Raw genomic sequence first — 26,481 nt, 5'->3', positions numbered from 1 at the left:
TCTAGCGATTTATGGCATGAACTACAGAAAAAGTATCCATATTTTATTTTATGATATCAGGAGCAGACGGTTTGAATCTGCATAAGCTATGTGCTTGTAGCGCGCAAAAAATGCAGCAATGATTTTAAATTCATTGCTGCATTCTTTCAACTGTTCCCTGCGGGAATCGAACCCACAACTAGCGCTTAGGAGTTCGAGTCCCTACAGAAAATATATGTTTTTCTGCGTCAATATAAGTCAAGGAAAGACTTGATTTTACTGACTTTCCTGTAAATCCATGTCAAAATAAGAAAACTGAAAATCATCTAAGTTAAACACCTCTCGCTGACAAATGAGTGACACTGTCACCCTGAGGGTTCAACCATTCCGTTCCTGCGAATTCATATTTATGGCTACCATTCTCACTCGGCAATTTCGGAGATATTACTAAACATATTTATTTAGTTTTCATCTCGTTTCTGCCGTTATTTTATCTCTGTTACATATATTATTTTGGCTTGCTGATTTTCTGTTGCCAATTTGTTGCCATTTCATTATAACCATAGCATATGTGTTTCGCAATCGCTATTTTGAAAATATGCTTCAAACCACGCTTTTTTCGCATCCAATACATTCCTTACCGCACTTTCCACAGTCTCGCCACAAGTAATGCAGCCTGGCAGATCTGGATAAAAATTCACAAATCCGCCTTCATCTTTGTCTTCTACAATTTCCATGCGATAGGACATTGCCATGTAATCATTCGGTATCCCCATTGTTCTTTTCCCCACAATCTATAACTTCCCAATATCCATTTTTAGGAGAACCATGCCGGATAAGAATACCAAGTTCTTTTAATTTCTTAATATTTTTTTCTATGCTCCGGCTTCCCATACCTAATTGTTCTGCTATTTTTGCTGCCGATAGCTGCCTATCACAGAGAAGAAGATTCACAATTTTCTTCTGTGTATCCGACAATTCATAACCTCTAATTATATCCGAACCTTCTCCGACTCTTCTCCGACTCTTCTCCGAACTTTCTCCGGCTTCTTTCTCCAACTCTGTCATAGAATTATTTCTAAATAATTCTACCCGAAACATATTATCGAATTCTTGAAATTTGGGTTCTGGAAGATCATATTCCTTCGCCGCATTAAAAATTCTCTTTATACCACTGCCCCAGGCTTCCACAAGCCCCATCTGACTAAAAATATTAGCAATTGCTTTATTTCTGATTTTTGAATGACCGTTCATGACTTCCTCGTAAGTCAGTCCATTATATAGTCCGCCTGGAGAAGTCACTTCCAGTCGATCATCATAAACTGCAACCTGAATACAGGATTCGTCCAATAAATTTCGATGACAATGTGCATTAATAATCATTTCTCTGATTGCCTCTGGTGGAAGCTCATATTTTTCCTTTCTCACCAGACCATCAATTGTTGCTCCAAGTCTTATATTTCTCAGTACAAAATCCACAGTCTCTTCAATCTGCGTATAAATCGGTCCTGTAAATTCTCTTTTATCCAGAAATACAGCCCGATCTATTCCTTTAAAGACTGCACATTGGGTTTTAGAAAACGGAAAATAATCAGAAGTTAACAATGCATAGGCATTCGTTGCTAATAACTGTCCCTCACTTTGTTTCAGAATTTTCCAGTTAATAAGCTGCTCTTTCTTCACTGAACGTTCTGTCATTCCAGCTTTTTCACGAAAACTTTCAATGTCACTACAAAGCTTTTCTGTTGCTTCTTTTGAAACAGGATATCCTACACAAGTAAGTTCATCCCACGAAATTCTAGCTCCTTCCATTTCAAGTTCTCTTATTTTCTCTGGAAAAGCCTGTCTGGATGTACCTGCCACACGAATATAGGTACCATTCTCTTTCCCTTTTGATTTCAGATAATATGGGCGGTTCTTTCCTGCTTCTACTGATACAATAATCACAGTTTTCTCATCTACTGTCTGCGGTTCAATATCTGGAATAATTTGTGGCATACAAGAATCTGAAACAGCATTGGCAATTCCATCCATTAACTGAAATAATATTTCATTTTCCACACCCACAATCTCGTGTGTCTTATCATCTACGCCTACAACCAGCTTTCCGCCCTGGGTATTGGCAAAAGCTACGATTGTTTTCATGTACTTTTCACTTTTATCTGGTAAAGTAACTTTGTATTCAATATTTTTTGATTCTCCAGAAAACAATGTGTCTCTTGCCATTTTTCATACCCCATTTTTCATTATTTCTCGCACCACTGGTGCGATATTTTATTTTGCTACTTGTATTGTACCCTATTATGAGTGTTAATCAAACATTTTTATTGACCATTTTCCCCTTCAAAATCCACCGGCTGTATGTGAATCCCTAAAATCCGATAAACTAAGGTTCCATCTTATGGATAAAAAGCTGTGCTTCTTAGATAAAAGCCTAATAATCATAGTTCTCTATAAAAATGACTCATCATAATCATCACTGCAATAAACATATTCCATATTATGCGTTAATGCGCAAGTAGTATGACATACAAAGACACGTTGTATTGTCATCTATCACATTTCTTAATTTTGGCACACCATAAAGCAAATATGATTCTGTCTTCCAGCAAAAAAAACATTTCTTATCTTTTTCTACACATTTGCACCCGCCTTTAAAATTCCACTCAATTTGTTTTTTTGCAGCTTTTATATTATTAGATTGTGCATAATATATTGATAAGTTTGATTTACCCATATTCTCTGTAAGCGCAGCAGTAAATTGACTATCAAATGCCCAATCGTCAAGATTATCTACATATAAATCCACATCCGAAGATTGAGAAACAATGTATTTTAGAATATCTCTATATTCACCATCCATTAATTTTCTATCATTAAAAACTTCATCTGTGATAAGGGTATAATCAATACCTTTTTTGTTTTTTGTAAAATGTATCTTTTTTAACTCATCATATAGACCACTCTTTTCTTCAAGAATCTCTCCTTCATACCCCTGTTGATTAATTCTTCTATACTTAAAATGGTTCTTTAATACCTTTTTATTATTTATCTGTTCAATGATATAATCTTTGTACAATTCCAACAACTCTTTATGCTTATTTGATACTTGTACAATATCAATATCCAAACCATTCGAGCTTACATATATGTGAATTGGTATTTTAATATATTTAACAAACGTACTATCAACCTTATCTATTTTCAACAATTCTTCTTTTACCGGCTGAACTCCCTCTGAAAAATACAAAATATTTTCTTCGTCAAATATCTGAGATATCCTTTTGAATTGCTCTATATAATATTTGACTTCTCCAATAGGAATTATCGGTTTCAATTTTCCATCGTTATCTCGTACATTATTCAGCAATTCATACGCTGAGGAATCAATAATATTCCCTAAAATTCCATCAAGACATACATTTTTCAAAATATCTTGTTTTTTTTCTGTTCTATTAAGATTGTTTAACGCCTCTCTACCTGCTGTCATCATCTTACAAGAATTAGTCGATACCATTACAAGATTTTTTGAATACAAATCTGCTAACGTTACATCTAACAACTTTCGTTTCAATCCTAATATCTGAGCTATCTCATCAATTTGATAGACACCTACATCAATAAGCTGAAGTACTTTTTCTTCAACAAGACTAATTGGCATAATGGTTCTTTTGGTTACAAGCAATGATGTCTCATATATTGGTACGTAAACTAAATCAGAAAAAAGATAATCATATCCTTCATTTACAGGTATAATGTGTTGGAACAAATCTTCCATTAATTTTTTCAAAATAGATTTCCTCCCTTACATGAAATAATCTTGCAATGATCGTGAGTTCTAATGTAGTCTATTATTTCAATAAATTTATTATTTGGATCATTATAATTATAAAAGAAATTTAAGTCACCACAGATTATCAACAATTTTTTTGCCCTAGAAAAAGCAACATTTACACGCTCCTTTTCTTTCTGGAATCCAATTGAATTATCTGTTCTTACTGTACTATACATAATAATATCATTCTCGCGTCCTTGAAATGCATCTAACACATTAATATCAATTTGTGCAATTTTATCATATCCGATTGCTTTAACTGAATTTCGAAGAATATCTTTTTGTCCACTATATCCGGTAATTATCCCTATATCTTGGTTATCTAATTCATTCGATTTCTTTAAATCCTCAAGAATATCTAAAATAATACGTTTTTCTTCCTCATTCATGAATGAATTTCCTTTGGTTTTCTTCTGCTTCCTTCTTCTGTTTTCTGAAGTATCAAACCAAATTATAGAATTACCTTCGTATCTCGATAGTCCATGAAGTTTATCTTCGTCCTTGCACCCAGTATCAATTGTTCCTCCATAGAAAACAGTACTAATCAAATTTCCAATATTTCTTATCATTCTATATTGGGTACTTAAAACTTGCTTGTGTGAATTTGGTAATGTTTCGAATAATATATCAAACATTCTATATTCTGGATTTTTTGTAAGTTTTGCAATCTTTGGAGATATGCTTTGGTCTGCATAGGCTGGTAACTGATTTTGATCTCCTACTAAAATTATCTTTTTTGCTTTGATTATAGAAACTAGCAATTCCGGCGTTGTTGCCTTTGCCGCTTCATCAATAATAACATAATCAAATTCCATATCTTTAACAAAACTATTTGCTAAAAAACCTATACATGTTCCTGCTATAACCGTAGCACTTCGTACTAACTGATAATCAAGGCAGTCCTTTTCTACAGACCTATCAATCCAATCCTTTTGTATTTCTTTTATTTTCTTCCATCTGTCAAGAATTCTCTGATCTGATATGTCTTGGTATACTTCTTCCATACTTTTGTCATACTCTTCAACATTCTTCTTCACATCAGAAAAAAGCTTGTCTCTATGAGCTGGCATCGTATATCTACAAGTTATTTTGGGTGATACATTTTTGTCAGCTCCTATTCTGACTATTTCTAAATCATCTGAAATAGTACTATCTAGGCCTTCCAAAATATTATCCACCGCTGTATGTGACTGCGAAACAATAAGTATTCTAGGACTATCTGCTGTTTTTATAGATTTCGTAACAACTTGTCCTATTATTTCCTTTATTACCTTTGTTTTCCCAGTTCCAGGTGGTCCCTGTATCAATCCAATATTTTCAGAGTTTAAAGCTTTTATGACCGCTTGTTGTTGTGATGTATTTAACTTTTGTGCAATAAATTTGGGTTCAAATATCGTTGGTATCTCCTCTGGTTCTTCAACATTTAACAAAATATCTTTCAAATTTCGTGCAGAATACTCTTCACTTTTTAATGATCTAATTGCATTCATCTGACGCTTATAAGAACTGGTATTTGCGCGAAAGTCTTCCATAACATTGCTTTTCTTCTTAAGCAGTGTTCTTACATTTCCTTTTAACACTTTTTTAGGCATTTGTATAACTATTTTAACGCTATCATCATCACATATAATATCATCTAGAATACCCAATTCAAAATATACAGGTTGTCCTCTATCATCAACACCTTCAATAATAAATTTTGTATTTTGCTCCAACTCATCTATTGACTTATTTTGACATTCGTCTACTTCTAAAACAATTTGACCATTATCAATATACGATTCAGAATATACTATTTTTGCAACTTTGTCCTTTTCGCTAATAATAGATTCCTCTAATCCCTCTTGCCAGCTTCCAAATAGCTTATCAAATTTTTCTTCACGTTCCCTGTATCGTTCGTTCTCTTCACGTCTATTTTTAAACATAATCCATAGCTTTTTATTATCTTTTCCATTATGACATGTATATCTAAATCTAGAATCATAAAAAGAGAGCTTACCTTCAATTTTAAAACTTCTACGAATATTAATATTTCTACGATCAGTTGCAACTTCAAAAATCCTCATCACTTCAAAAGATTCTATTTTTTCATCATAACTACATTCCACTACGATATTTTTCCCTGTAATAATATATTTCCCATGGTGTTCATCATAATATCCGTATCCTTCTGAAAATTCCCTTTTTAAAAATGAATTGGTAAATTGCGTCATGTTCATGCTATTTTCAATTACCATACTGCGTTTCAAATAACGCATTTTTTCAAAATCGATAAAAACACTATAATCATTTGCAGATGTGTTTAATTCACCTATTAATTGTGTAAAAACATCTGTAATTTCATCTATAGATTCCGGTCTATCAGATGGGTTATCCTGAAGCATCGAACAAAGCATGTCTTTTAACACTTCATCCATACTAGATTTTTCAATCAAACAAATCGTTTCTACATTTGATTCTGCTTCTTTGCACAAAAATAATTCAGAGAAAATAACCCCCAAAGAATAGTAATCGCATTTTTCAGTAATATCATTTCCTTTTACAACTTCTGGTGCTGAATAATTTTCTGAAAACATTGGCATAGTAGTTTCTTTCTCAATAATTGTCTTTATCTTGCTTGAACCAAAATCTATAATTGTAATCTCGTCATTTACATCATCGTAAATTATATTTTGGGGCTTTAAATCTCTATGTATTACATCATTTGCATGTGCATTATATACTGCCTGCAAAATTTTTAAACATATTTCGTACTTCTTCAATTGTGTGAATGAATGCCAATCATATAAATCCAAAGTCTTCCCATCTACATAATCCATTAGTATTGCACCATAATTAGATTTTCCATTATATTTTAATGATGCTGTTGTGTCCCTTATCTTTACAATATTACTGCATGAATTCAATACTTTAAGAGCTTCCATTTCTCTGTTAAATACTAATTTCTGAAAGGGCTCATCAATACCCCCATACAATTTCAAAACATATATCTTATCTTTTCCTCTAACCCTAACTTTAAGAATGTGATTATCCCATATTGGGGATTTATGCATTTTTTCTATTACAGTATAATTAAATTGTGATTCTGACATTTATTTTCCTCCTCATATAATCAAGTATTTTTATTGAAAATTCAAGATTTTACCTCTTATACTTCAGTGAATAACCCTCTGTCATAGACATTTCAATGTATCAGGTACTAGGATTGCCGCTCCCATAGCAATAAACACCGTTAGCTATTCTTCTGCCCTATTTTCATCTGTTCTATAACTTGTTCTTCTTATATTATACTGACAAATACAGTATAAGACAACGAATATTTGTACAATATTCCATTGCCTAATTTCAAAAATGCACCCGTTTCCGGGTGCATTCTCTCATCTACTACTGCTCAGGATACAGTTCTTCTAGCACCTCTTCCAGCGTTCCATCTTTTGCGTAAGGCAAAGCATCTAACTGTCTGAAATTATGCTTGATGTCTTTCGTATCCTCGTCAAAGCCCAATATGTAACTTGTTGCTATCTTATATATAATTTCCGTCGGAGCTAATCCGTACACCTGTTTTTCAAAGATGTGTTTCAGACGCTCCTTATTGTCTGGAAATTGCTTTTTCATCTCGTCACTCTGATATAGCCTTTTTACAATCTCTGTAATATACAGACCTGATTTCATGTACAGATCAATAAATGTCTTATCCGGCATGTCAAAACATCCGGGATTCTCCTGCTCCAGCATGTCCACCATTTTCTTAACCATTGTCTTTGGCGTAAATATCTGATTGGTTTTCTGTGGTGGGATATAATCAAATATGTCCTCTACGCTCTTTTCATCAAAATAATCAGCAAGCTTTTTCTTTAAGGCAAAAAATTCTTTTACTGAATCATCAAATACCACCGAATCGAATAGCTGTCCATCAAAGTGCTTGGTCTGTCCGGTTTCTTCCTCCACATAATCACCACCATCACGGAGAAATTTGAACTGATCCAATGTGATACTTGTCACTTCCAGAAATACTTTATCCGGAATGATGGTATCAAAAGTTGCCAGCGTTACCGTATTATCTCCATATGCCATTAAGAATGACGGAATTGTCCTCGAGAAGCCACGCAAGTGATCTCTGACACCATCCTCGATTGTTTCTTTTTCCCGTTCCTTTTTCTTTGTTTCGACTGTCTTGACTGTCTCTTTTGTAGATTCTTTTGCAAAATCAGAAATAGCGCTTGTCAATTCTTCATTGAATTTCTCCATAGCTTTCTTCTGTTTCTGCTCAAATTCTTTATCAATCTGTTCTGATGTTTTTCCAGTTTCATACCTTGCTTGCTGCTCTGCAACACGCTGATTTTCTATGACATTTCGCTCAATTTCATAATTGGTATGTAATTTATCAATCATCCGATCAGCTTCATGGTTCAGTTTTGATTCAATCTGCCTTTTATCTGCTGCTTTCATATCAGATCCATATGTGGACTTCGCAGTATCCACAACTGCTTTGACTGTACTCTGCTTTACCGCCTCTTTCAGTTTGTCAATCACTTTTTGTGCCTTGTCCGGAGTCTGTTCCATTTGCGTCATTGCTTCCTGTACCTGAGAAGTCACATCATAAATTTTATTTCCAAAAACATCCTGAGTTCTTCCAATCACAAATTCATCACTTAATGATCCGCTCCCAAAGTATAGCTGATTCCATTTTCTCCCATAATGTGTTTCTCCATGATTTTGTACTCCTATCTCCCCCCTCGGTCCTTACTCTGACTTCGGATACGTTGTGTGTTTTTCTGTTCCTGTTCTATTTTCTTTCTGTTTGCTGCCAGCTTTGCCCTGACACCATGTGGCTGTGGCTCTGGCTCTTTTCCGGTTTCCTGTTCCCATTGTGCGATTGCCTTCTGGTACTGACTATACTCGGACTTTGCAGTTTTGAAGTCTTTCAGAAATTCCTGTACATTTCTATAGCCAACTTTCTGTACAATCTTCGGAAGATAATCTTTCATGTTCCTGATCTGGCTTGTCAGATCGTTGATTTCTTCCTTCAATTCTTTTTTCTTTCTTCCTTTAAACCAGCCTTTGATCTCAGACAGTTCTTTTTTCTTAGCAGAACGTTGTTTCTCTTTCTTATAAATTGCATTATTCTGCTGTTCCAGTTCATTGTAAATCTTATAGAATTTCGGATATTTTGATGCCATTCTTGTCATTTCCGGCTGTTTCGGTTCTGGCTGGCTTTCCTCTTGCTCTTTATTTTTTACTTTCGGTCGTTCTGTTTCTGTCATTACAGGCTCCATATCAGAAGAATCTGTTTTCTGTAATTGTTCTTTCTGTTCCAAAGATTCCTTATACTTTTTCACGAGTACCGTTTCTATCATCAATTCCAGAGTCTCAATCGCCATCGTAACAATTTTTGCAAATAAGTTTGGTTTTCTTCCTTTCCGGGAAATTGCACTCTTGATCGGTTCTGAAATTCTTTTTTGTTTCACTTCCATAATCTCCGGTTCCGGAACCCAGCTTCTGTAATTCATCATTTAACTGTTTGACAATCTTATAAGCATAAGACTTGGAAACTCCCAGTTCCGCTGCAACTTCTTCTACTGTCATAAAAGTTCTGTTCGTCACATCGCATCTCTCCTCTCTATATTAACGTAATTTGTTTAAGTTATTGCATTTGCATGATACTAAACATTTTAATTTAAGTCAAGTGATTTTATGAGAATATTAAATTTTTTTGTTTAAGTTCTTCTTGCTATCCAAAATTGCTCATGCTATACTGAACCTAAACAGAATTGTTTTATTTTCTATCACAATTAATTATGACAACACGAATGACTACTATAAGGAGGCAAACAAGAATGGCAATCGGACAACGTATCAAATTTTTTCGCAACCGCAAAGGCATGACACAAAAGCAACTCGGAGAGCAACTGGGATTCAAAGGGAAAACCTCAGATGTCCGCATGGCTCAGTATGAATCTGAAGCCAGAGTTCCTAAGATTGATCTTGTAAAACAAATATCTCAGATCTTTGATATCAATACTCATGCCTTAACAGTTCCAGATATTGATACTCACATAGGTCTGATGCATACACTATTTGCACTGGAAGATATGTATGGTCTGAAGGTAAAAAATGTAGATGGACAGCCTCATCTCTGCCTTGACTCTTCCATATCTGCTCCCGGCTCCTCTGCCGATGAAATGCTTCGTGCATGGATGGAACAAGCTGACAAGCTGGAAAACGGTGAAATCAGCAAGGAAAAATATGATGAATGGAGATATAAGTACCCGGAACTGGATACTTACCAGAAACGTGCCAAGGTACCATCTCAGGAACTGAGTGATTACCTTGTCAAACATCTAAAATAAACTAAAGAATAGGAGCGATAGAATATGGACAAACTTGTACCTGCATTTGAAACAACATTATTTGATCCAACCTTAAGTGACGCTTGCTCAGATATGGCTGAATTGGGAATTGATTCTTTACTTGATGATGGTGTCTTTAAAAGTATTCCTGTTGTTAGTCTTCTCATTGGGGTCGGTAAAACAGCTCAAAATATACATGATCGCAATTTGCTGAAACAAACCATAAAATTTATTAACACCTTTAATGAGAAATCTATTTCTCAAGAAAAAATCAATAAATATCGTAAAAAAATACAATCTAAACCTAAGTATGCCGAAGAGGAACTTGGCAGAGTTATTATTCTTTTAAATTCAAATGTTGAATTAAAAAAATCTGAACTTTTAGGAAAATTCTACCGGGCATATGTAGACGAAACTATAGACTGGGATACTTTCTGTGAATTATCAGATATAACCTCTCGTTTATTTGTATCTGACCTGCAGCTTTTATATAATATTTATCATTTACAAGTATCTGATACTTCTCAATGCCCTGTTTACAAAGCAGATCGTCTTATTGCATTAGGTTTATTAGATTCTGCTACAAAATCTATGACTATAAGCAGTTCCACTGGAAGTCAAACTCAACGCTATATTCAAACAAACGCTCTTGGTAAGCTTTATTGCCAGCTTAGTTTGTCATAATAAAAAAAACCTTACCGATATTCAGTTTTTTACTTCTGAAAATCAGTAAGGTTTCTTTATATACGCTATGAAATAAAATTTTTATTCGCCGAATAACCACAAAATGTTGCCATTTTGTTTCCAGGTACTAAGCAAATTTGTTTGAAACTCGCATAAATACTGGCTTTGTCAAATTGTGTGGATTATTCAAACTCAGTAGGCGGTAATGATAACACTGTTTTCTTATTAGATTACCTATATTATAACGTGTGCGAGGTCGGATGTCGATATGTTTTTGACCATTATTTACTTTAGTTTACTCATAATACCTTATAAACATATTGATTAAATTTTCTTCTCTCATAACGTTAATTACGTGTTATCTATTTCCGAACTTATCTTCTTTATTTTTCTTTCACGAAGATTATCTATGAATGATGAATATTTCTCGCAAAAATCCTGAACTGCCTGAATTAACTCATCAATATCATCCTTAGCTGCTTGTGTTAAATCCCAAACAATACTCATTGCTTCATCTGATGCACTTTCAATGCAATTCTCTAAATTTTCTTCATATGCCTCCATTGCATATTCCTCTTGCAACTGTTGATTTACATAATTTTCTGTATCAAACTCTGATAACTCAATAAGGGTATCACAACTCCTTACTTTCTCTATTTTTGAAAATAAATTCACCAATTCTTCATATACATCATTAGCTGCGATTATCTCATCTTCATCTCCATATGTAATAGTATCAATCGCATCATAAATATCACTTGCAATATTACAAGCCGCATTTACAATCTGAATAACTTTATCCAAAGTTCCTACTGTTAAAGCAGCTTCATGTTCAACATAATAATACCATTCTCCATCTATATCATCGTGCAATCTATATACTTCTTCATACAGTTCATTTTTAATATTATAAACCGCAGAAAGTGCTACATTTGCCTCAAGTAATAGCGTCGTATAATCATATTCATAATATGGAATCGCAGAAGCCTGAACATCTGGTAATACTTCAGAATTAATGTAATCAATAAATGCCTTATCCCTTGAAATAAATCCAAATTCAGTATTATTTACACTTTCCTCTGAATAATTTGCAGATCCAACATAAATAATAGAATCTGTCATTATTATTTTTCCATGATTTGAAAAATCAAAAAAAACTGTAGAGTTACTACCAAGACTTTCAGGTCTTAGCTTCGATAAATATAAGTTAATCTTTTGCCTTGCTTTATTCCTAAAAACATCACCATAATAATATTCCCATCTATGCGGAATATTTGTTATTACATTAATTACACAATGATCTGCCACTTTTTTCAATGCATTAACTAATGCGTTTTTCTTTTCAGATATATTAAATGTAATAATAGTAATCTCAAATGCATTTTCAAAATTATCTAAAACTTCTTGATATCCCAATTCATCTTTTGAATACACAAATTTAGCACCGCTCGTAAAGAATTCCTTTTTCACACTCTCTCCACCTTTCACTTTAGTTCTAACAAAACAGCCGCATGATCACTTATTTTATCCTTATCCATTATGTTAGCATCAATGTCCATTGATACAACATTTTCTTCTACACTTGGAGAAATAAAAACATAATCTAACCGGTTATGATATTTTACCTCTGTTGGAGTAGAATTTGGTTTACCTTGATGCAACCACAAATCCAAAGCCCCTTTACCAAGTAATTTCTTATATTTTACATAAGCCCTCGATGTTTCATCATATGTATTAAAATCTCCTATAAGCACAATTTGGTTCGTTTTATATTCTTCGTAAAAATCAATAATTTCATCCCAATAATCTTCTCTTATAGTTGGTCTCGATTTAGAATTGAGAGGAACATGTGTACCATAAATTATGTAGTTTTCAATTTTAATTGCACAATCCCTTGCATCTATTTTTGTTTTACCATGTGAAATATGAATTTGTGTCACTTTTTCATTTTTAACAAATAAAAGTGTCATTGATATTTTATATTCTGGCATTGCACCTTTTACCTTATACCCATTATCTTTCATCCAATCTATAAAAGACATTGGCTCTTCAGAATTATTCAATTCAAATTCTTGAAGTATAAATATAGTTGGTTGCTTTTCCCTGATAATGTTTTTTAATTTTTTGATAACAATCGTTTTTTCTATTTTTCTCCAAAAATCCCAATCCGTTACGGTCCTTCCATAATAATTTATCTTTCTATAATTTGCTAATTGTTCATTTACTCCACCGAAATCATTGATATTTAAGCTAATTATGAGCATTTATATTCCTCCCATAATAATCCAGTACCTCTACAATATATTATCATACAATCGATTCAAAACACAGCTTTCCCAATTATTGCTTTACAGTTATTATCCGCTCTTCTCTCTGCCTCTCATCAAAGTATTTCCAGAAATCTTTCAATGCTTCATCCACTGATTTCCACGGCAATGGTATTGGTTCCAACTCATCCAACCTTTTCAGCAGCTTCTGTACATCTTCGGTATCAAAATCCTTATCATCAGCTTCCATCATATAATAGTCCAACTTTTCTTTTATCAACCTGATTTCTTTTTCTTCATCTTTTGCCATGTAAAACCGCCCTTCACTATATACATGACAATATTCGACAGAATATTACAACGTTTTTGAATTCTACCCATCAAAAAAACGACACTGCACAGACTTTTTCCATCTATACAATATCGTCTTTCTACCTATTATTATACTTTCATTGTCTTTGCCAATGATGTTAGCAATGCTGCCATCTCCGGATTCCCCAACACCTTCATCAGCAGCTCTGCATCCACCCCATTCGGTACAATAATCGTACTGCTGCCTTCATCCTGCTCTTTCATCTGCGGATTAAGATTTTCCTTATTATAAAAGGCATTCTCCATAAGCTCCGCATTCTTCCTTCGGTCTTCATCAAGGATATGACCATACACTTCCGTTACCATGTCCGCCTGTGCATGGCCGGAATTTCCCTGGACTGCTTTAATGTCTCCGCCACTGAGTTTCAGCTTGTAGGTGACACTGGTATGACGCAGGCTGTGAAATACGACATCCGGCAGTCCCAGCTCGTCTATGATATCCTGCATTTTCGTCCTCAGATAGCTGTCTCCTATGGGAAGTCCGAAAGTTGTTGCCATGACCAGATTATAATTCTGATACTCATTACCCAGTGCTTCGATAATTTCTTCCTGATCCTTTTTCAGTTCGATTAGGCATTGTGCCACAGATTTCGGAATAAACACTTTTCTCTTGCTGCTATCCGTCTTTGGTGATTTTAACACCCTGACCGTTTTATTATTTTTCTTCTGGCTTGGAAATATCAGTATGATATCCTTGGAATTCAGCTCTTCCACTGCCTGTTTCGATACACGCTCTACTTCCTTATTGATATAAACATATGCCCGGTTGGCAGCAATCGCCTCATCTGAAATATCCATTGCATCCCAAGTCAGCCCTAGCACTTCCCCAATCCTGAGTGTTGCCGTAAATGCAAGATGAAATGCTATTTTGAGCATTTTGTTATCACAGGCTTCCAATGCCTGCATAAGCATCTCGGCTGTCCAGATCTCGCGCTCCTGCTTCTTTGCTTTTGGAACGATTGCATCCGCAGCCAGGTTCTTTTCCATCATATCCCATTTACCGCCTGGCGGAAACAGCTCCTTAATACCTTATGTATCTCATTTACTGTGCTTTCCGTGATTGTTCCTGTCCCATCCTGATTCTTCGTACTCTTTACCGCCGGCATTTTAAGAATATCCTTATAATACTTTTCCATAAAATGCGTGTTGATGCTTGTCAGTTTGGTTTCTCCGATTGTAGGAAGAATGTAATTATTTATCAGAGCAATATTACCGGAGTAAGTAGCAACACCCCACTTGTCATGTCCATATATCTGCACATACTCTTCAAGCAATTCTTTTATGGTAGTACACTGTGGGACTTCAAATTTTCCGATAGACTGTTTATACTCGATTTCCTTTTTTCGCTTTTCCGCCTCTTTCTGCGTGGCAAAGGTTTCAGAAGTTGTATGTTCTTCTCCATTATCATCCAGAATTTTATATACCACGGAATATGTCTTTCCTCGGTGTCTGATAAAAACCATGTCACATCACCCCTTCCCTGTTTTTCTCCAGCCATTTCAGGAACTGCTGCCTGTGAACTCTCAGAACCTTCCCGGCTCCGATACACTGGAATTCTCCGGACTGCATCCACTTGATAACTGTCGATACATTCACTCCTGCCAGTTCCGCTACATCCTGTCTGGATATGTATTCTTTTATCTCCAAGGATAATGCATCTTTTTCCTGTGACATCAGGGTTTCTTTCTGTTTAACCTCATCATCTATGATGTAATACACATTCTGAGCATTAAAGAATAACTGAAAACTCTTCCTAGTAATCCACCTTTTATTATTGCAGATTGTAGAATCCAGAAGTCTTCCGATCTCTTCGCTTCTTACAATCTTTGCCAGCTTTTCCCGTGAAATTCCAAGCAGATCCGCCGCATCCTGCAAACAAATGTAATCTTTCTCCAGTTCCTCTGCGGTTGGAATATGTGTGACCTTGCGGTATATATCCTGATCTGCATACCATTTTTCAAATATATCAACCGGAATGCGTCTTACAAAATCCACTGTAATATACTCCAAGTTCCACCAGATGCCCCACACACCAGCTGACAATATAACCATTGCCCTCCAGGTAGCCATCCTCTCTCTTATCTGCACCGATTACCTTTGCAATGGACTGTGTGTAAACAAACCAGCCACCGCTTTGCGGCTATTTTTTCGTGCTGTCAAGGGTGGTGTCCGTCTATCACATCATAAAATATTTACAATTTTCAATGTGCAAAGTGTCTTTTTGTTTTTTTCATATATCATTTGACACTATCATCTGGGGGTAATCCAATTGTTATAATTCAATTACGATATCTGCAAAATCTATGGTTGCTTGTTTATGTGCAATCGTAATAATAGTTTTTGTTTTTTTCAATTTTGTAATTGTATCTTGTATAAGAAATTCTGATTCATTGTCCAGTGCAGAAGTTGCTTCATCTAAAATTATAATTGGTGAATTTTTTATTATGGCTCTAGCCATTGCTATTCTTTGTTTTTCTCCTCCAGACAAATTGTGGCCGTTGCCAATTATCATGGTTTGATATTTATCGGCTTGCTTCATAATAAAATCATGAGCATTAGCTAATTTTGCTGCATTTATAATTTCTGCATCTGTTGCATTCGGTTTACCATATCGTATATTCTCGATAATATTTGTTTCAAACAAATATGCTTCTTGAGGAACATATGCTATCAATGCTCTTACATTTTCTAATCCAAGCTCTTTAATAGATTTTCCAAAAAATTTAATATCGCCAGAAGAAATTGGATAAAAACCTAATAGAAGTTTTGCTATTGTACTTTTACCACATCCCGATCTACCTATTAATGCCACATTTTTATTTTTAGGTATTGTTATTGTTACTTGATTTAAAACGGGTGTAGCTACATTATATTGAAAAGATAAATTATCAATATTAATTGCACTAGATTCATAAGTGCTATCAATTTGTATGTCATTTACCATTTCAGTACATTCTTCTTTCTCATCCAGAAAAGAAAATATTCTCTCTGCAAAAGATATACAATTCATCAATTCAGGATAATATTTACCTAATTGCATAAATTGTAAACTAAGTGCAGCATATATAGTATATACTGCTGCAATATCTCCCAAAGAAACTAATTGATGTTGTAAAAAATAAATACCTATAACTAAAAAAAGTAATGCACACAACATATCAAAAGCAACATTAAGAGATTCTAAAATACTAACTAAGTACATTCTTTTCCTCTGTACATAACAATATTCTTTATTAGCTAGTTCATATTTCTTCCGGTTATGATGCATAAAATCGTACATTTTATTTACCTCTATACCGGTCAACATATTAGATAATTTTTCTGTCATTATTGCACTTTTTTCTGCGGACTCTTTTCCTACTTTTTTCATTGGTTTAGATATTAATGTATTAAGTAAAAAAAGTAAAATATTCAAAAGAACAAGAACTAATGTCATTGCTGGATTGATTATAAACATTATTATTATATATACCAAAACGGAAATTATAGGAGCCAACACTCTCCTTAATCTGGATGAATATATTTCACTTGCTTTATCTGTATCATAAATTAAACGTGATAGCAATTCACCACTATGATGTGTATCATAGAATTCCATTGGAAAATTTAATGTTTTAGAAAATACCTTCTTCTTTATTTCTATAGAACCTTTTTTTGCTTCATTATTGTAAATATACATAAACATTGAAGCAATACATACTGCAACTATTCCTATCAATAAGTAGAATCCCATAGTTACACTTACATCTTCATAATTTCCTTTTTCTGCAATATCAAATATAGATTTTACAAAAAGCGAACCTGTAACTTCAAATACAGCATAAAAGGTTGTCATCATTATTATAGATACAATATATATCATTAATCTGTTTTCTAATAAACCTAAAAACTTCCAAAAAACATTTTTCTGTGTCATAGCACTACTCCTATATACTAATAATTTTATTCTATTCCTGTTTCACGTTCGTTATTGTACAATTTTGAATATAAACCTTCTTTACCTAATAATTCAAAATGACATCCTCTTTCAGCGACTTTACCTTTATGTAAAACAATAATATCATCTGCATTACGTATAGTTGACAATCTATGAGCAATGATAATCACTGTTTGATTGTTCTTTCTTGTTTCTATTATTCTATTTATCGCTTCTTCCGTTTTTACATCTAAAGCGGATGTTGGTTCGTCCAATAATAAGATAGAAGATGATTTTAGAAATGCTCTAGCAATAGTTAATCTTTGCCTTTGTCCGCCCGACAAATTTACTCCATTCTCTCCAATAAAAGTTTGATATCCATCCGGTAAGGTAATAATATAATCGTGAATACACGCAGCTTTACATGCATCTATCACGGCTTCTATAGACACATCATCCATACCATAAGTAATATTAGAAAAAATTGTATCTGCAAATAAAAATACATTCTGTGATACCAGAGCAATCTCTTTTCTTGCAGCTGTTAAATTCCAATTCCTAAAATTTTGTTTGTATAGGTAATAATCTCCTTCTCTTACTTTTTCTAAACCGCATATAATTTTAAATAATGTAGATTTTCCTACACCAGATGATCCTACAATTGCTGTTGTAGTCCCTTTTTTAATATCTATATTCAATTTATCAAAAATTCTCTTTTCACGATTAGAGTTATACCAAAACGAAACATCCTTAAAACATATTACACTTTCCGTTTTTGATAAATCAGAGGCATTTCCACAATATGTTCCTGAATGCTCTTTTGGAGCAGCCATTATCTCATTTATTCTTTTTATTGATATTAATAATTCTCTTCCATCATTTATTTTAAAAGGTAATTCACTCATGGGAGATGATATTTTATTAAACAAAATAATAAAAGCCATCATATCTCCTATGGATAACTGTCCTTTAAAAAATTCCATCAATGCAATTAGAGAACAGATAACACTAGGAATCCATTTGACTAAGCTCTGAATTACGTTTCCAATTGCTTGATACTTATTACGATAAATTTCATTTCCTAAAATATCGTTTGCAATTTTTTCTACTCGTTCATTTAATATTTTATTTAAACCATAGCTACGTGCTATTGCAATTCCTGCAATATCATCATTAGCTACTTGTGTCAATTCATCATACTTTGCTCTCCTAGACTTTGCTAATCTATTAATATTTTTAGATAGATTGTTGCTTATACACATTACTAAAGGATAGCAAATCACGATACTCAGTAAGAGTCTCCAATCCATTTTAAATATTGAATAACTTAATGCTATAATTGTAATAATTGATTGAAAAATCTCTGGGATTATTTCAGAATAAAGTTGGCCTATTTTTTCAATATCTGAAATTAATTTTGTAATTAGAGTTCCTGTATGTTCATTAATGTATGCATATTCAATCTCTTCAATTTTTTTTACAATATAATTCTTGCTTTCCTTCTGTATTACCAAACTAAATTGCTCTCCACAAAGTTTCTTAAAAAAAGAAATTAACGTAGACAGGATAACAAAAATCAATATTGTAAAAAAAATTGATTTAAGATTAACAAACTTACCCGCAATCATATCATTAATTGCTACAAATATTATTTCGGAACCTTCAACTAAGATATGGGATAAAAAATAAGAAAATACAGTAAATAATAAAAAATAGTAAATATACTTTACAGATAGTTTTAAATAAATATTTTGTTTCTTCATATAACCTCCATGTTTAATCCTTTTAGTATGTATTAAATTATATGAGTTTTTATTAATAATTACATTAAATATACTATCAATTTTGTTGCACTTTCTCTAATTTGATGCTATTATGTGTACAATATAATGAATATAAGGAGATACAAATGCCAATCCCTCTGAATTCAAATGAGATAATACATGTAGACCACAAGATAAAAGAAGCATCATATTCTATGCCACACATGCAAGCAGCTTCTGATCATTATATGTTAGGATATCTTGTCAGTGGAGATCGTAAATGGTTTTCCTATGAAAATATTAAAATTGCACATTCCGGAGATGTTGGGATAAGTAAACCGAATGTATATCATCGAAATTGTGCAATGTCTGATATTCCCTATGAACGATACATAATTAAATTTCGACTTGAAGCATTACAGCCAGCAATTAATTTAGTTGGACAATCAGAATTTGACATATTATGTACAGACTATTTGCATTTTTTACCTGAATCGCAAATAAAGATAAAATCCCAGTTTGAAGAAATGTATCAGGAATATAACAATAATACTCCTTATTCGCAACTAATTTTAACTGGTATGTTACATAAATTATTTTTTACAATATATCAGGAACATTTGCCTATAGAATCTTCGCAATTGCTTTTTAATAAATTTGATTCGCGAATACATGACGTTCTTGTTTATATTGAAAATAATCTGGAGTATAATCCTACAATAGATGATGCTGCGAAATACATATCTTTATCAACATCACATTTTTCTCGCTTATTCAAAGAAGTAACCGGCTGTTCTTATACTGATTATTTAACAGCAACCAAATTGCAACATGCTCAGTTATTACTTGGAAATACACAATTATCAATTAGTCAGATAGCTTATAAAACTGGCTTTTCTAATGCTAATTATTTAGCTACTGTATTTCAGAAAAAATTTAATTGTTCTCCTTCAAAATATAGAAAAACTTGCATAGATGGAATTTTCTAATTTGAGCTATGCAAGTTCATATCTAATTATAAAGCTTTATATAAATTTATCATAAAACTTGTATCAATTTGGTTACAGTTCACACCCCTTCATAAGCCATTATGAAAAGTGCCGAAAATGAAAAAATTTTTCTTGTGGATAACCCTTGACAGGATTGAAAATGAAGTTAATCATTTCCAATCCTGCCACCGAAGGTTTCTCGGCAATTACTAATTTTATATTTTTTCACTCAAATTTTGTTTCTTCTTTCATTTTTTATTTGCTTTTTGATAGCATAAATGCTATCGTGTATATAGAATAAATATTTCCACTTGGAAAACATATACTAATGTACAACATTGAATTTTACGAAGATTCCAATGGCAGATCAGAGCTTTGAGATTTTCTTGAATCTCTTCGAGTCAAAGCAGCTACAAACAAAGATGCCCGTATTCAATACAAGCAAATAAGTTTGTACATCCAGCTCCTCGAAGATAATGGTACACGGCTTAATGAAAATATCACAAAACACCTTGATGATGATATCTGGGAGCTTCGCCCAGGCAATAACCGTGTTTTATATTTTTATTTCAAAAATGATACCTTTGTGCTTTTACATCAATTCCGCAAGAAAACTCAAAAGACTCCCAAACGTGAAATTGAACGAGCAAAGGCCGAACGTGATGATTATCTTGCCCGAAAGGAGGCTGAATGATTATGAAAACCTGGAATGACTATAAGGAACATGTAAGAACCGTTGATCCTGAAATTGGAAAAGACATCGATGAAGTTGAAAATATTTCCTCCATCATAAGTGCCATGGTAAAACAGCGTACTTCTCTTGGACTTAGCCAGAGAGAGCTTGCTGCTATGTGTGGTATTCCACAATCATCCGTAGCACGGATCGAATCCTGCAAAACAACCCCAAATCTCGGAACACTGCTTAATATTTTTCAGCATCTCGGTTTACAGCTTACAGTAAAACCTACAAAACCTACCGTTTAAAATCAAGGAGAATCTCTGCGAAGAGGTTCTCCTTATCTCCCAGTGGAACCAAAAGCTACAATCGCACAAAGAATCAGGAAATAGTTAATACTGTCGGTAATTTTCTCATCCCACTGCTCTTTGGAATACTGCTGCTCATCCATACACATATCCGATACAGAGATCAGATGTTTGGATAACATCCCCATAAGTGCTGCTTTCGATGTGGTATTCAGCATGAATTTACAATGAGCTGTCTGCCTGACGATCACTTCATTGAACTCTTTCTGGTTCATGTCCTTTCCTCCTTCGCTTTTGATATTCTGCTTTTCCTAGATGCCTGCTCTGCCTTTTCTGTATTGGATACAATCAATAATGATGTAATCATAAAATTCTCTCAGCTTATCCTACCATAGAACGAAGAATCTGTTCCCTGCTCATTACATTTACCAAAGACACCTCAATGGCTGATAATTCAATGTTGCCAGTGAATACTCCATTTCATCCGACTCCTCATATCCCAGGCTGATTAATTCCTTCTACTTCATTTTCTGTAAGCTTTCCAGCCTCACTTAATTTCTTGATCCTGATTTCCTGCGAAAGTGATGGCGTACACTGAGTTGCCTCCATTGCATCAAGAATTTTCTTATACCCCAGTCGCTCCGCTGCATATTTCCTTCTGTGCCCTGAAATGATCGCATAGCATCCTTCTTTCCTCGGCCGGACAATCAATGGATTCAGGACTCCATATTTTTGATACTGTCCTGTAGTTCAATCATCTGGCCGTCACCGATCACCTTAATTTTCCCCTTTTCCCTAAACAAAAAAATCGCCCAGACTAGAATTTTTAATCTAATCTGAGCGATACTCCACCATGCCTGTTTTTTTCAAGCAAAAAATCAATGTTCCCTGCGGGAATCGAACCCACAACTAGCGCTTAGGAGGCGCTCGTTATATCCATTTAACTAAGAGAACAAATAAGGACAGTCTGAAGATTTCAGACTGTCCTTATTCTATCACAATTAGCTAAAACGGTCAATTGCTTTCTCGTTATGCCTACTGTAACTTGAACTTGTTGATTGCTTCTTTTAATGCAACTGCGATTTCATCAAGCTCTACTGTGCACTGATTTAAATTGTGCATTGTTGCATTAACTTCTTCTGCGGAAGCAGTTACTTCTTCGGATGCAGCTGCTGTTTCTGTAGAAATAGAAGCGACATCTTCCATTCTGTCAATTACATTTCCTCTGCTGTTATCCATCTGCTCATTTAACTTGGCAATATTGTCAAGACCTTCCGTTAAGGCATTGATAGATGTTGAAATTGTATTAAACAGATCCTTTGTATCCTGAATAGACTGGTTCTGTTCAGTAATAATCTGGTTCGTTTCATCAAGTGTCTTTTCAACCAGTGCAGACTTATCTGTAATCTCGGCAACAATCTGCTTGATTTCATCTGTTGACTGCTGTGACTGTTCTGCAAGCTTTCTGATTTCATCGGCTACAACTGCGAAACCTCTGCCGCTCTCACCTGCTCTTGCCGCTTCAATACTTGCATTCAGTGATAACAGATTCGTCTGTTCTGTAATTTCTGTAATGGCATTGGAAATGAAGTTAATCTTTTCAATACTCTGAATCATTTCATCTACAACGGACTGGGAAATCTTTGAATTTTCAATAGACTGCTCGCCCTTGCCGATTAAATCTTCTACAATCGTGATACCCTTGTTACTCATCTGCTGGGTTTCAATCGACATATCGTTAATATCACTGACATATGCCTTTGTTTCGTGTAATCTCTCTGCGAGATTTTCAACTTCCTTCGTCGCATTGTTCGTGCTTTCCGCCTGCCCCTGTGCCCCGATGGATACACTCTGGATTGCTTCAGAAACCTGATTTGTTGTTTCGGTTGTTGTCTTGGAAATCTCAGAAATATTATCTGATGCCTTGATAATAACCTGTGAACGTTCTTCCACATCCTTAATCAGTATGGATACATTATCAACCATTTCATTAAAGTTACCTTCAAGTTCACCAAACTCATTCTTCTTCTTAATTGGAATTCTCTGTGTTAAATCACCGTCTGCAACAGCCTGCATAACACTGTTAATCTTCTTGATTTCCTTTGTAAACATCATTGTTACAAATAATGCAATGACAATACCGATGATAAATGAAATAATACCGGATGAAATCGTTGCATTAACAATCTTATTCACAACGCTTGCTGTTTCATTGGAACTGATAAAACCAACCAGTGTCCAGTCTGTAATTTCATCTCTGGCTACTACAACGTGTACTGTCTTTCCGTTAATCTTTTCATCAAAATCCTGAACATTGTAAATTTCTTCCGGCGACTCTGCGTTTAACTTACTCCAGAAATTGTAGCTGCCTACGCTGTCTGAAGAATATGTATTCTTATCGTTATTTACAATAATCTTACCATCTTTGTTTACAAGAACCACATAACCTGTATTTAACAGACCGATGCTCTGTACATAATTGGTCATTTCTTCAAAATTAATATCCATGGCAACTGCACCATAGTTGCTGTTATCTGAATACTTGATTTCCTGTGAAACGGTAATGACAGTATTTCCCTGTGAATCTGTATAAGGATCTGTAAACTGTGCATATACGCTGTTTCTTGCAGGTGAACCGATTGTAGACTTATACCAGTCTTTTGCTGTATTATTCACACCGTCCTGGATAGACTTTTTGTTACCCAGCTTATTCTTTGTATTATCCCACTCTGTCCAGCCTGTGATCAGGTGTCCCGTAACAGTTGAAAAATACGCTCTTTCTGCACCGTTTGTAACTTTAACGGAAGCAATTAATGCATCCTGTACTGTTGTTACATTCGTATCATAATCGCCCCTGTCTTCCAGATGCTTTACGGCATCATTTCTTGTTAAAAGGTCTATTGGCTGACTGATATTTTTCAGATAATTAGTAAATCCCATCTTGGTTTCCTGTAATGTCTGTACACTTGTCAGCTTCAAATTTTCTGTCTGGGCTGATTTTGTTGTTTCTATTGCCCTGAATGCAAGTATCAATGTTGGAATCAAAATTGCCAGTACAAAAAATCCGACAAGCTGCACTCCGATTCCACGAAGTTTCTTACTCATAATTTCATCTCCTATTAATATTCTTAAACTCTTATAGTTATTCACTGTTTCATACTAACACAATCTCCTATAAATTGCCATTTATTTTGCAAAATTAATATTTTATTAACATTTTATTAAAATTGCACTCTGCCCTGAAGCCATACCTGTCCCTTAAAACGCCGTCCGACTGCCGGTTCCCCCAGCAGATCCGCTTCGTTAATCGCCATGCGGAACACCATATTGTTACATTCCAGTGTCATCTGGTAGACTTTCTCATCTGTATAAGTATTTCTTACCTCCGACAACTCCAGAATTTCCCCCATCACAGAATACTGGTCACATTCGACACCGCACGGCATAAATGTTGAATCTACGATGGAAAACACATCTTCATGGATAATACGGTGTGAGATTTCCGTATAAGTATCAATATCTTCAAGGGTCAGGCTCTCCATTGCCTGTTCATCACCCCTTTTAGCTGCCGCAATACGCCGTCTTCTGCTTTCCTCCGCTTCTTTATCCTTTTCCTGCTTTTTGCGGATTGGAAGCAGTATCATCCCGCCAATGGATAATGCCGTCATGACTGCCCGTTTACCCGGAACCGGATTTTTTACGGAAGCACCTCTTGTGTCCAGCAGTTCCGGAAGCTTCTGATTCCCTGCTGCTTTAACCAGATAATCCAGATAATCCATAATATTCTGTAAATAAAAAATCAGCGTAACCCCTGTCTTTGCCTCATCACAGACTGCTGCAAACGACTCCTTATCCAGATGCCGCTCTATCGTAATCTCATCATTCTGCGTTCCCACGCTTCCCATTAAAAATGGAAAATGATATTCATAGACAAACCGGTTTTCCTCATATCTTCCATAAATATAAACGCCCATGGATTCGCCTGCTGCTACCACCATTGAACCCCTGTTTAATTTTTGATTTTTCAGCACCAGCCCCTCATCAATGCACTCTTTTATCCCCTCTTGTATAAATTCTGCCTCAGCTTTGGAATCCATCCTTGAAAATCCAAGCGCTCTCATATATAAATTCATATATTATTTTTGAATAAACTCCTCTGCTTATAATGTATCGACAATAAATACCGTCAGATACTTTAACAAATCTTTTTCCACTTCTTCTTTATAATCTGTTCCATCTGCATATCGCAGCATACGGATTACCGGACGGTCTGTAACCTCCCGGTTCTGGCGTACAACCACACCGATTTCTCCTTCATTCGTCATGACATTCATGCCAACCGGATACACTGCTACCGATTCAAGCAGCTTATTCGCAATGGTCGCATCATATTCCATGCCCGTATGCACCTTGATATACTCGATGGCTTCATAAATCTTCATCTTCCGGTTACCGATTCCACTCACCAGGCTGTCAAAATCATCACAAACGGATACTAAGCGCACTTCTGCCTTTAACTTGCCATTTCTCTGCTGGAACGGAAAGCCTGTTCCCTTTACGTTTTCATGGTGAAGAAGAATAATCTCTTTTGCCGTATCGGACAGCCATTCTTCTTTTTCTACAGAGCTGTATCCATAGATGGTATGCTTTTTATATTCCAGTAAATCCCTGTAATTCATATCTTCAATACTAATATTCTCATACGGTACGCGGATATACTTTAAGCCAATATCATGCAGAATCGCCCCAAGCGCCACATTATGTACCTGACGCTCTGTCATCTTCAGCTTCAATGCCAGAATGGTTGATAATGAACACACATTAATACAGTGTGTATACATATCTGTACTGACATTGCGGATTTCCGTCACATTGGTCAGGACATCATGGTCTGAAAGTACAGAATCAATAATATTTTCTGCCGCCTCTCCAATCTTTTTTAAATCCGAATTATGTTTATAAATATGTCTGTCAAGAATCCCCGCGACAATTTCCCTTGAACGGTCTGTCGTTTCATCCAGCCTGTATATTTTCTTTTGCTGCGGCTCTTTTTCTTCTTTCCGTTCTTTTACAATCTGTCCGCTGCCGGTCTGTTCTTTTACATATACATAGCCGATCCGCTGGTCCGTCAGCTTTTGAATATATTCTTCCTTTAACTCTGTATCGGACTGTACAAGAACCGTATCAGATGCTGACATCACAGGGGCTGCCAGTATTTCATCACCTTTTAAATCTTTTACATCCACACGTATCATAATAACTCCAATCCGTTACTCCAATAACTTCTGCATATAAATTTATTCCTGTATACAGCTTTTATTTTTTATCCAATCCTTTCTATT

Annotated in this window: 22 protein-coding genes, 1 tRNA gene and 6 pseudogenes; 5 read left to right on the top strand and 24 right to left on the bottom strand. The window is 34.8% G+C overall.

All coding sequences use genetic code 11. The features are described from left to right. Window positions 1-578 precede the first annotated feature (578 nt). From LI288_RS13410 to LI288_RS14815, 7 genes and pseudogenes are all read right to left on the bottom strand, one after another. Window positions 579-755: pseudogene (locus tag LI288_RS13410) on the bottom strand (type II toxin-antitoxin system HicB family antitoxin); the annotation flags it as partial. Continuing rightward, window positions 739-2,205, bottom strand: coding sequence for an ATP-binding protein (locus LI288_RS13405; protein WP_227090919.1), 1,467 nt, complete (start codon window positions 2,203-2,205; stop codon window positions 739-741). The pseudogene LI288_RS13410 and the gene LI288_RS13405, both read right to left, overlap by 17 nt. 274 nt (window positions 2,206-2,479) lie before the next feature. Beyond that, complete coding sequence (locus tag LI288_RS13400; RefSeq protein ID WP_227090917.1) at window positions 2,480-3,769, bottom strand: hypothetical protein; 1,290 nt, start codon at window positions 3,767-3,769, stop codon at window positions 2,480-2,482. Continuing rightward, on the bottom strand, window positions 3,766-6,906 hold the full coding sequence (locus tag LI288_RS13395; RefSeq protein ID WP_227090915.1) for an AAA domain-containing protein: 3,141 nt from the start codon (window positions 6,904-6,906) through the stop codon (window positions 3,766-3,768). Before LI288_RS13395 ends, LI288_RS13400 begins: the two co-directional genes overlap by 4 nt. Window positions 6,907-7,198: 292 nt before the next feature. Beyond that, window positions 7,199-8,455 carry a restriction endonuclease gene (locus LI288_RS13390; RefSeq protein WP_227090913.1) on the bottom strand — a complete coding sequence of 419 codons (1,257 nt, stop codon included), beginning with the start codon at window positions 8,453-8,455 and terminating at the stop codon, window positions 7,199-7,201. A gap of 83 nt (window positions 8,456-8,538) precedes the next feature. Next, on the bottom strand, window positions 8,539-9,195 hold the full coding sequence (locus LI288_RS13385; protein ID WP_227090911.1) for a hypothetical protein: 657 nt from the start codon (window positions 9,193-9,195) through the stop codon (window positions 8,539-8,541). Then, the gene (locus LI288_RS14815) at window positions 9,185-9,418 is read right to left on the bottom strand and encodes a hypothetical protein (protein ID WP_331464661.1); all 234 of its coding nucleotides are present in this window, start codon (window positions 9,416-9,418) and stop codon (window positions 9,185-9,187) included. The genes LI288_RS13385 and LI288_RS14815 overlap by 11 nt, the downstream gene beginning before the upstream one ends. 233 nt (window positions 9,419-9,651) lie before the next feature. On the opposite strand from LI288_RS14815, the gene LI288_RS13375 reads away from it, so the two are divergent. Together LI288_RS13375 and LI288_RS13370 are read left to right on the top strand one after the other, a co-directional pair. Further along, window positions 9,652-10,164 carry a helix-turn-helix domain-containing protein gene (locus LI288_RS13375; RefSeq protein ID WP_227090908.1) on the top strand — a complete coding sequence of 171 codons (513 nt, stop codon included), beginning with the start codon at window positions 9,652-9,654 and terminating at the stop codon, window positions 10,162-10,164. A gap of 24 nt (window positions 10,165-10,188) precedes the next feature. Beyond that, window positions 10,189-10,848, top strand: a complete 660-nt coding sequence (locus tag LI288_RS13370; RefSeq protein ID WP_227090906.1) for a hypothetical protein — start codon at window positions 10,189-10,191, stop codon at window positions 10,846-10,848. 351 nt (window positions 10,849-11,199) lie between these two features. Here LI288_RS13370 and LI288_RS13365 read toward each other — a convergent pair whose 3' ends face one another. The 10 genes and pseudogenes from LI288_RS13365 to LI288_RS13330 all read right to left on the bottom strand — a co-directional run. Further along, window positions 11,200-12,318 (bottom strand): phospholipase D-like domain-containing protein, encoded by a 1,119-nt coding sequence (locus LI288_RS13365; RefSeq protein ID WP_227090905.1) that lies wholly within the window; start codon window positions 12,316-12,318, stop codon window positions 11,200-11,202. Between the two features lie 14 nt (window positions 12,319-12,332). After that, window positions 12,333-13,112 (bottom strand): endonuclease/exonuclease/phosphatase family protein, encoded by a 780-nt coding sequence (locus LI288_RS13360; RefSeq protein WP_227090902.1) that lies wholly within the window; start codon window positions 13,110-13,112, stop codon window positions 12,333-12,335. Window positions 13,113-13,188: 76 nt separating this feature from the next. Beyond that, window positions 13,189-13,425, bottom strand: coding sequence for a histidinol dehydrogenase (locus LI288_RS13355; protein WP_227090900.1), 237 nt, complete (start codon window positions 13,423-13,425; stop codon window positions 13,189-13,191). 131 nt (window positions 13,426-13,556) lie between these two features. Next, the gene (locus tag LI288_RS13350) at window positions 13,557-14,477 is read right to left on the bottom strand and encodes a site-specific integrase (protein ID WP_227090898.1); all 921 of its coding nucleotides are present in this window, start codon (window positions 14,475-14,477) and stop codon (window positions 13,557-13,559) included. Then, window positions 14,474-14,950, bottom strand: coding sequence for a hypothetical protein (locus LI288_RS13345; RefSeq protein WP_227090897.1), 477 nt, complete (start codon window positions 14,948-14,950; stop codon window positions 14,474-14,476). The genes LI288_RS13350 and LI288_RS13345 overlap by 4 nt, the downstream gene beginning before the upstream one ends. Window position 14,951: 1 nt before the next feature. Beyond that, window positions 14,952-15,161, bottom strand: coding sequence for a helix-turn-helix domain-containing protein (locus LI288_RS14810; protein WP_331464669.1), 210 nt, complete (start codon window positions 15,159-15,161; stop codon window positions 14,952-14,954). A 334-nt stretch (window positions 15,162-15,495) separates the two neighbouring features. After that, window positions 15,496-15,591 (bottom strand): annotated as a pseudogene (locus LI288_RS14805) (toprim domain-containing protein); the annotation flags it as partial. 168 nt (window positions 15,592-15,759) lie between these two features. Beyond that, window positions 15,760-17,403, bottom strand: coding sequence for an ABC transporter ATP-binding protein (locus LI288_RS13335; protein WP_227090893.1), 1,644 nt, complete (start codon window positions 17,401-17,403; stop codon window positions 15,760-15,762). A gap of 229 nt (window positions 17,404-17,632) precedes the next feature. Next, window positions 17,633-17,747, bottom strand: a pseudogene (locus LI288_RS14800) (ATP-binding cassette domain-containing protein); the annotation flags it as partial. Beyond that, window positions 17,721-19,166: pseudogene (locus LI288_RS13330) on the bottom strand (ABC transporter ATP-binding protein); the annotation flags it as partial. The pseudogenes LI288_RS14800 and LI288_RS13330, both read right to left, overlap by 27 nt. A 146-nt stretch (window positions 19,167-19,312) precedes the next feature. On the opposite strand from LI288_RS13330, the gene LI288_RS13325 reads away from it, so the two are divergent. From LI288_RS13325 to LI288_RS13315, 3 genes and pseudogenes are all read left to right on the top strand, one after another. Then, complete coding sequence (locus tag LI288_RS13325; protein WP_227090889.1) at window positions 19,313-20,155, top strand: helix-turn-helix domain-containing protein; 843 nt, start codon at window positions 19,313-19,315, stop codon at window positions 20,153-20,155. 328 nt (window positions 20,156-20,483) lie between these two features. Beyond that, a pseudogene (locus LI288_RS13320) lies at window positions 20,484-20,849 on the top strand (type II toxin-antitoxin system RelE/ParE family toxin). Window positions 20,850-20,851: 2 nt separating this feature from the next. After that, complete coding sequence (locus LI288_RS13315) at window positions 20,852-21,139, top strand: helix-turn-helix domain-containing protein (protein ID WP_227091053.1); 288 nt, start codon at window positions 20,852-20,854, stop codon at window positions 21,137-21,139. 32 nt (window positions 21,140-21,171) lie between these two features. Here the strand turns inward: LI288_RS13315 and LI288_RS13310 are convergent, their stop codons facing one another. The 7 genes and pseudogenes from LI288_RS13310 to LI288_RS13280 all read right to left on the bottom strand — a co-directional run bounded on the left by LI288_RS13310 (window position 21,172) and on the right by LI288_RS13280 (window position 26,394). After that, complete coding sequence (locus LI288_RS13310; protein ID WP_227090887.1) at window positions 21,172-21,414, bottom strand: hypothetical protein; 243 nt, start codon at window positions 21,412-21,414, stop codon at window positions 21,172-21,174. Window positions 21,415-21,480: 66 nt separating this feature from the next. Beyond that, a pseudogene (locus tag LI288_RS14685) lies at window positions 21,481-21,604 on the bottom strand (ParA family protein); the annotation flags it as partial. Window positions 21,605-21,631: 27 nt separating this feature from the next. Then, the gene (locus tag LI288_RS13300; RefSeq protein WP_264473995.1) at window positions 21,632-21,850 is read right to left on the bottom strand and encodes a ParB N-terminal domain-containing protein; all 219 of its coding nucleotides are present in this window, start codon (window positions 21,848-21,850) and stop codon (window positions 21,632-21,634) included. Between the two features lie 171 nt (window positions 21,851-22,021). Beyond that, window positions 22,022-22,093: transfer RNA gene (locus tag LI288_RS13295), tRNA-Arg, on the bottom strand. An 81-nt stretch (window positions 22,094-22,174) separates the two neighbouring features. Continuing rightward, window positions 22,175-24,244, bottom strand: coding sequence for a methyl-accepting chemotaxis protein (locus LI288_RS13290; RefSeq protein WP_227090885.1), 2,070 nt, complete (start codon window positions 24,242-24,244; stop codon window positions 22,175-22,177). Between the two features lie 116 nt (window positions 24,245-24,360). Next, the gene (locus tag LI288_RS13285) at window positions 24,361-25,272 is read right to left on the bottom strand and encodes a DUF3881 family protein (RefSeq protein WP_227090883.1); all 912 of its coding nucleotides are present in this window, start codon (window positions 25,270-25,272) and stop codon (window positions 24,361-24,363) included. Between the two features lie 27 nt (window positions 25,273-25,299). Then, window positions 25,300-26,394, bottom strand: a complete 1,095-nt coding sequence (locus LI288_RS13280) for an HD-GYP domain-containing protein (RefSeq protein WP_227090881.1) — start codon at window positions 26,392-26,394, stop codon at window positions 25,300-25,302. Between the last annotated feature and the right edge of the window lie 87 nt (window positions 26,395-26,481).

Origin of the sequence: Lachnospira pectinoschiza (assembly GCF_020564355.1) — a bacterium.
Taxonomy (GTDB): domain Bacteria; phylum Bacillota; class Clostridia; order Lachnospirales; family Lachnospiraceae; genus Lachnospira; species Lachnospira intestinalis.
The sequence above is the reverse complement of the archived record's forward strand: the minus strand, read 5'-3'. Positions and strand labels throughout refer to the sequence as shown.

Coding starts and splice junctions, on each gene's coding strand:
- LI288_RS13405 (WP_227090919.1), bottom strand. CDS start 2,205: ATGGCAAGAGACACATTGTTTTCTGGAGAATCAAAAAATATTGAATAC.
- LI288_RS13395 (WP_227090915.1), bottom strand. CDS start 6,906: ATGTCAGAATCACAATTTAATTATACTGTAATAGAAAAAATGCATAAA.
- LI288_RS13385 (WP_227090911.1), bottom strand. CDS start 9,195: ATGGCGATTGAGACTCTGGAATTGATGATAGAAACGGTACTCGTGAAA.
- LI288_RS13375 (WP_227090908.1), top strand. CDS start 9,652: ATGGCAATCGGACAACGTATCAAATTTTTTCGCAACCGCAAAGGCATG.
- LI288_RS13370 (WP_227090906.1), top strand. CDS start 10,189: ATGGACAAACTTGTACCTGCATTTGAAACAACATTATTTGATCCAACC.
- LI288_RS13360 (WP_227090902.1), bottom strand. CDS start 13,112: ATGCTCATAATTAGCTTAAATATCAATGATTTCGGTGGAGTAAATGAA.
- LI288_RS13355 (WP_227090900.1), bottom strand. CDS start 13,425: ATGGCAAAAGATGAAGAAAAAGAAATCAGGTTGATAAAAGAAAAGTTG.
- LI288_RS13350 (WP_227090898.1), bottom strand. CDS start 14,477: ATGATGGAAAAGAACCTGGCTGCGGATGCAATCGTTCCAAAAGCAAAG.
- LI288_RS13345 (WP_227090897.1), bottom strand. CDS start 14,950: ATGGTTTTTATCAGACACCGAGGAAAGACATATTCCGTGGTATATAAA.
- LI288_RS14810 (WP_331464669.1), bottom strand. CDS start 15,161: ATGTCACAGGAAAAAGATGCATTATCCTTGGAGATAAAAGAATACATA.
- LI288_RS13335 (WP_227090893.1), bottom strand. CDS start 17,403: ATGACACAGAAAAATGTTTTTTGGAAGTTTTTAGGTTTATTAGAAAAC.
- LI288_RS13325 (WP_227090889.1), top strand. CDS start 19,313: ATGCCAATCCCTCTGAATTCAAATGAGATAATACATGTAGACCACAAG.
- LI288_RS13315 (WP_227091053.1), top strand. CDS start 20,852: ATGAAAACCTGGAATGACTATAAGGAACATGTAAGAACCGTTGATCCT.
- LI288_RS13310 (WP_227090887.1), bottom strand. CDS start 21,414: ATGAACCAGAAAGAGTTCAATGAAGTGATCGTCAGGCAGACAGCTCAT.
- LI288_RS13290 (WP_227090885.1), bottom strand. CDS start 24,244: ATGAGTAAGAAACTTCGTGGAATCGGAGTGCAGCTTGTCGGATTTTTT.
- LI288_RS13285 (WP_227090883.1), bottom strand. CDS start 25,272: ATGAATTTATATATGAGAGCGCTTGGATTTTCAAGGATGGATTCCAAA.
- LI288_RS13280 (WP_227090881.1), bottom strand. CDS start 26,394: ATGATACGTGTGGATGTAAAAGATTTAAAAGGTGATGAAATACTGGCA.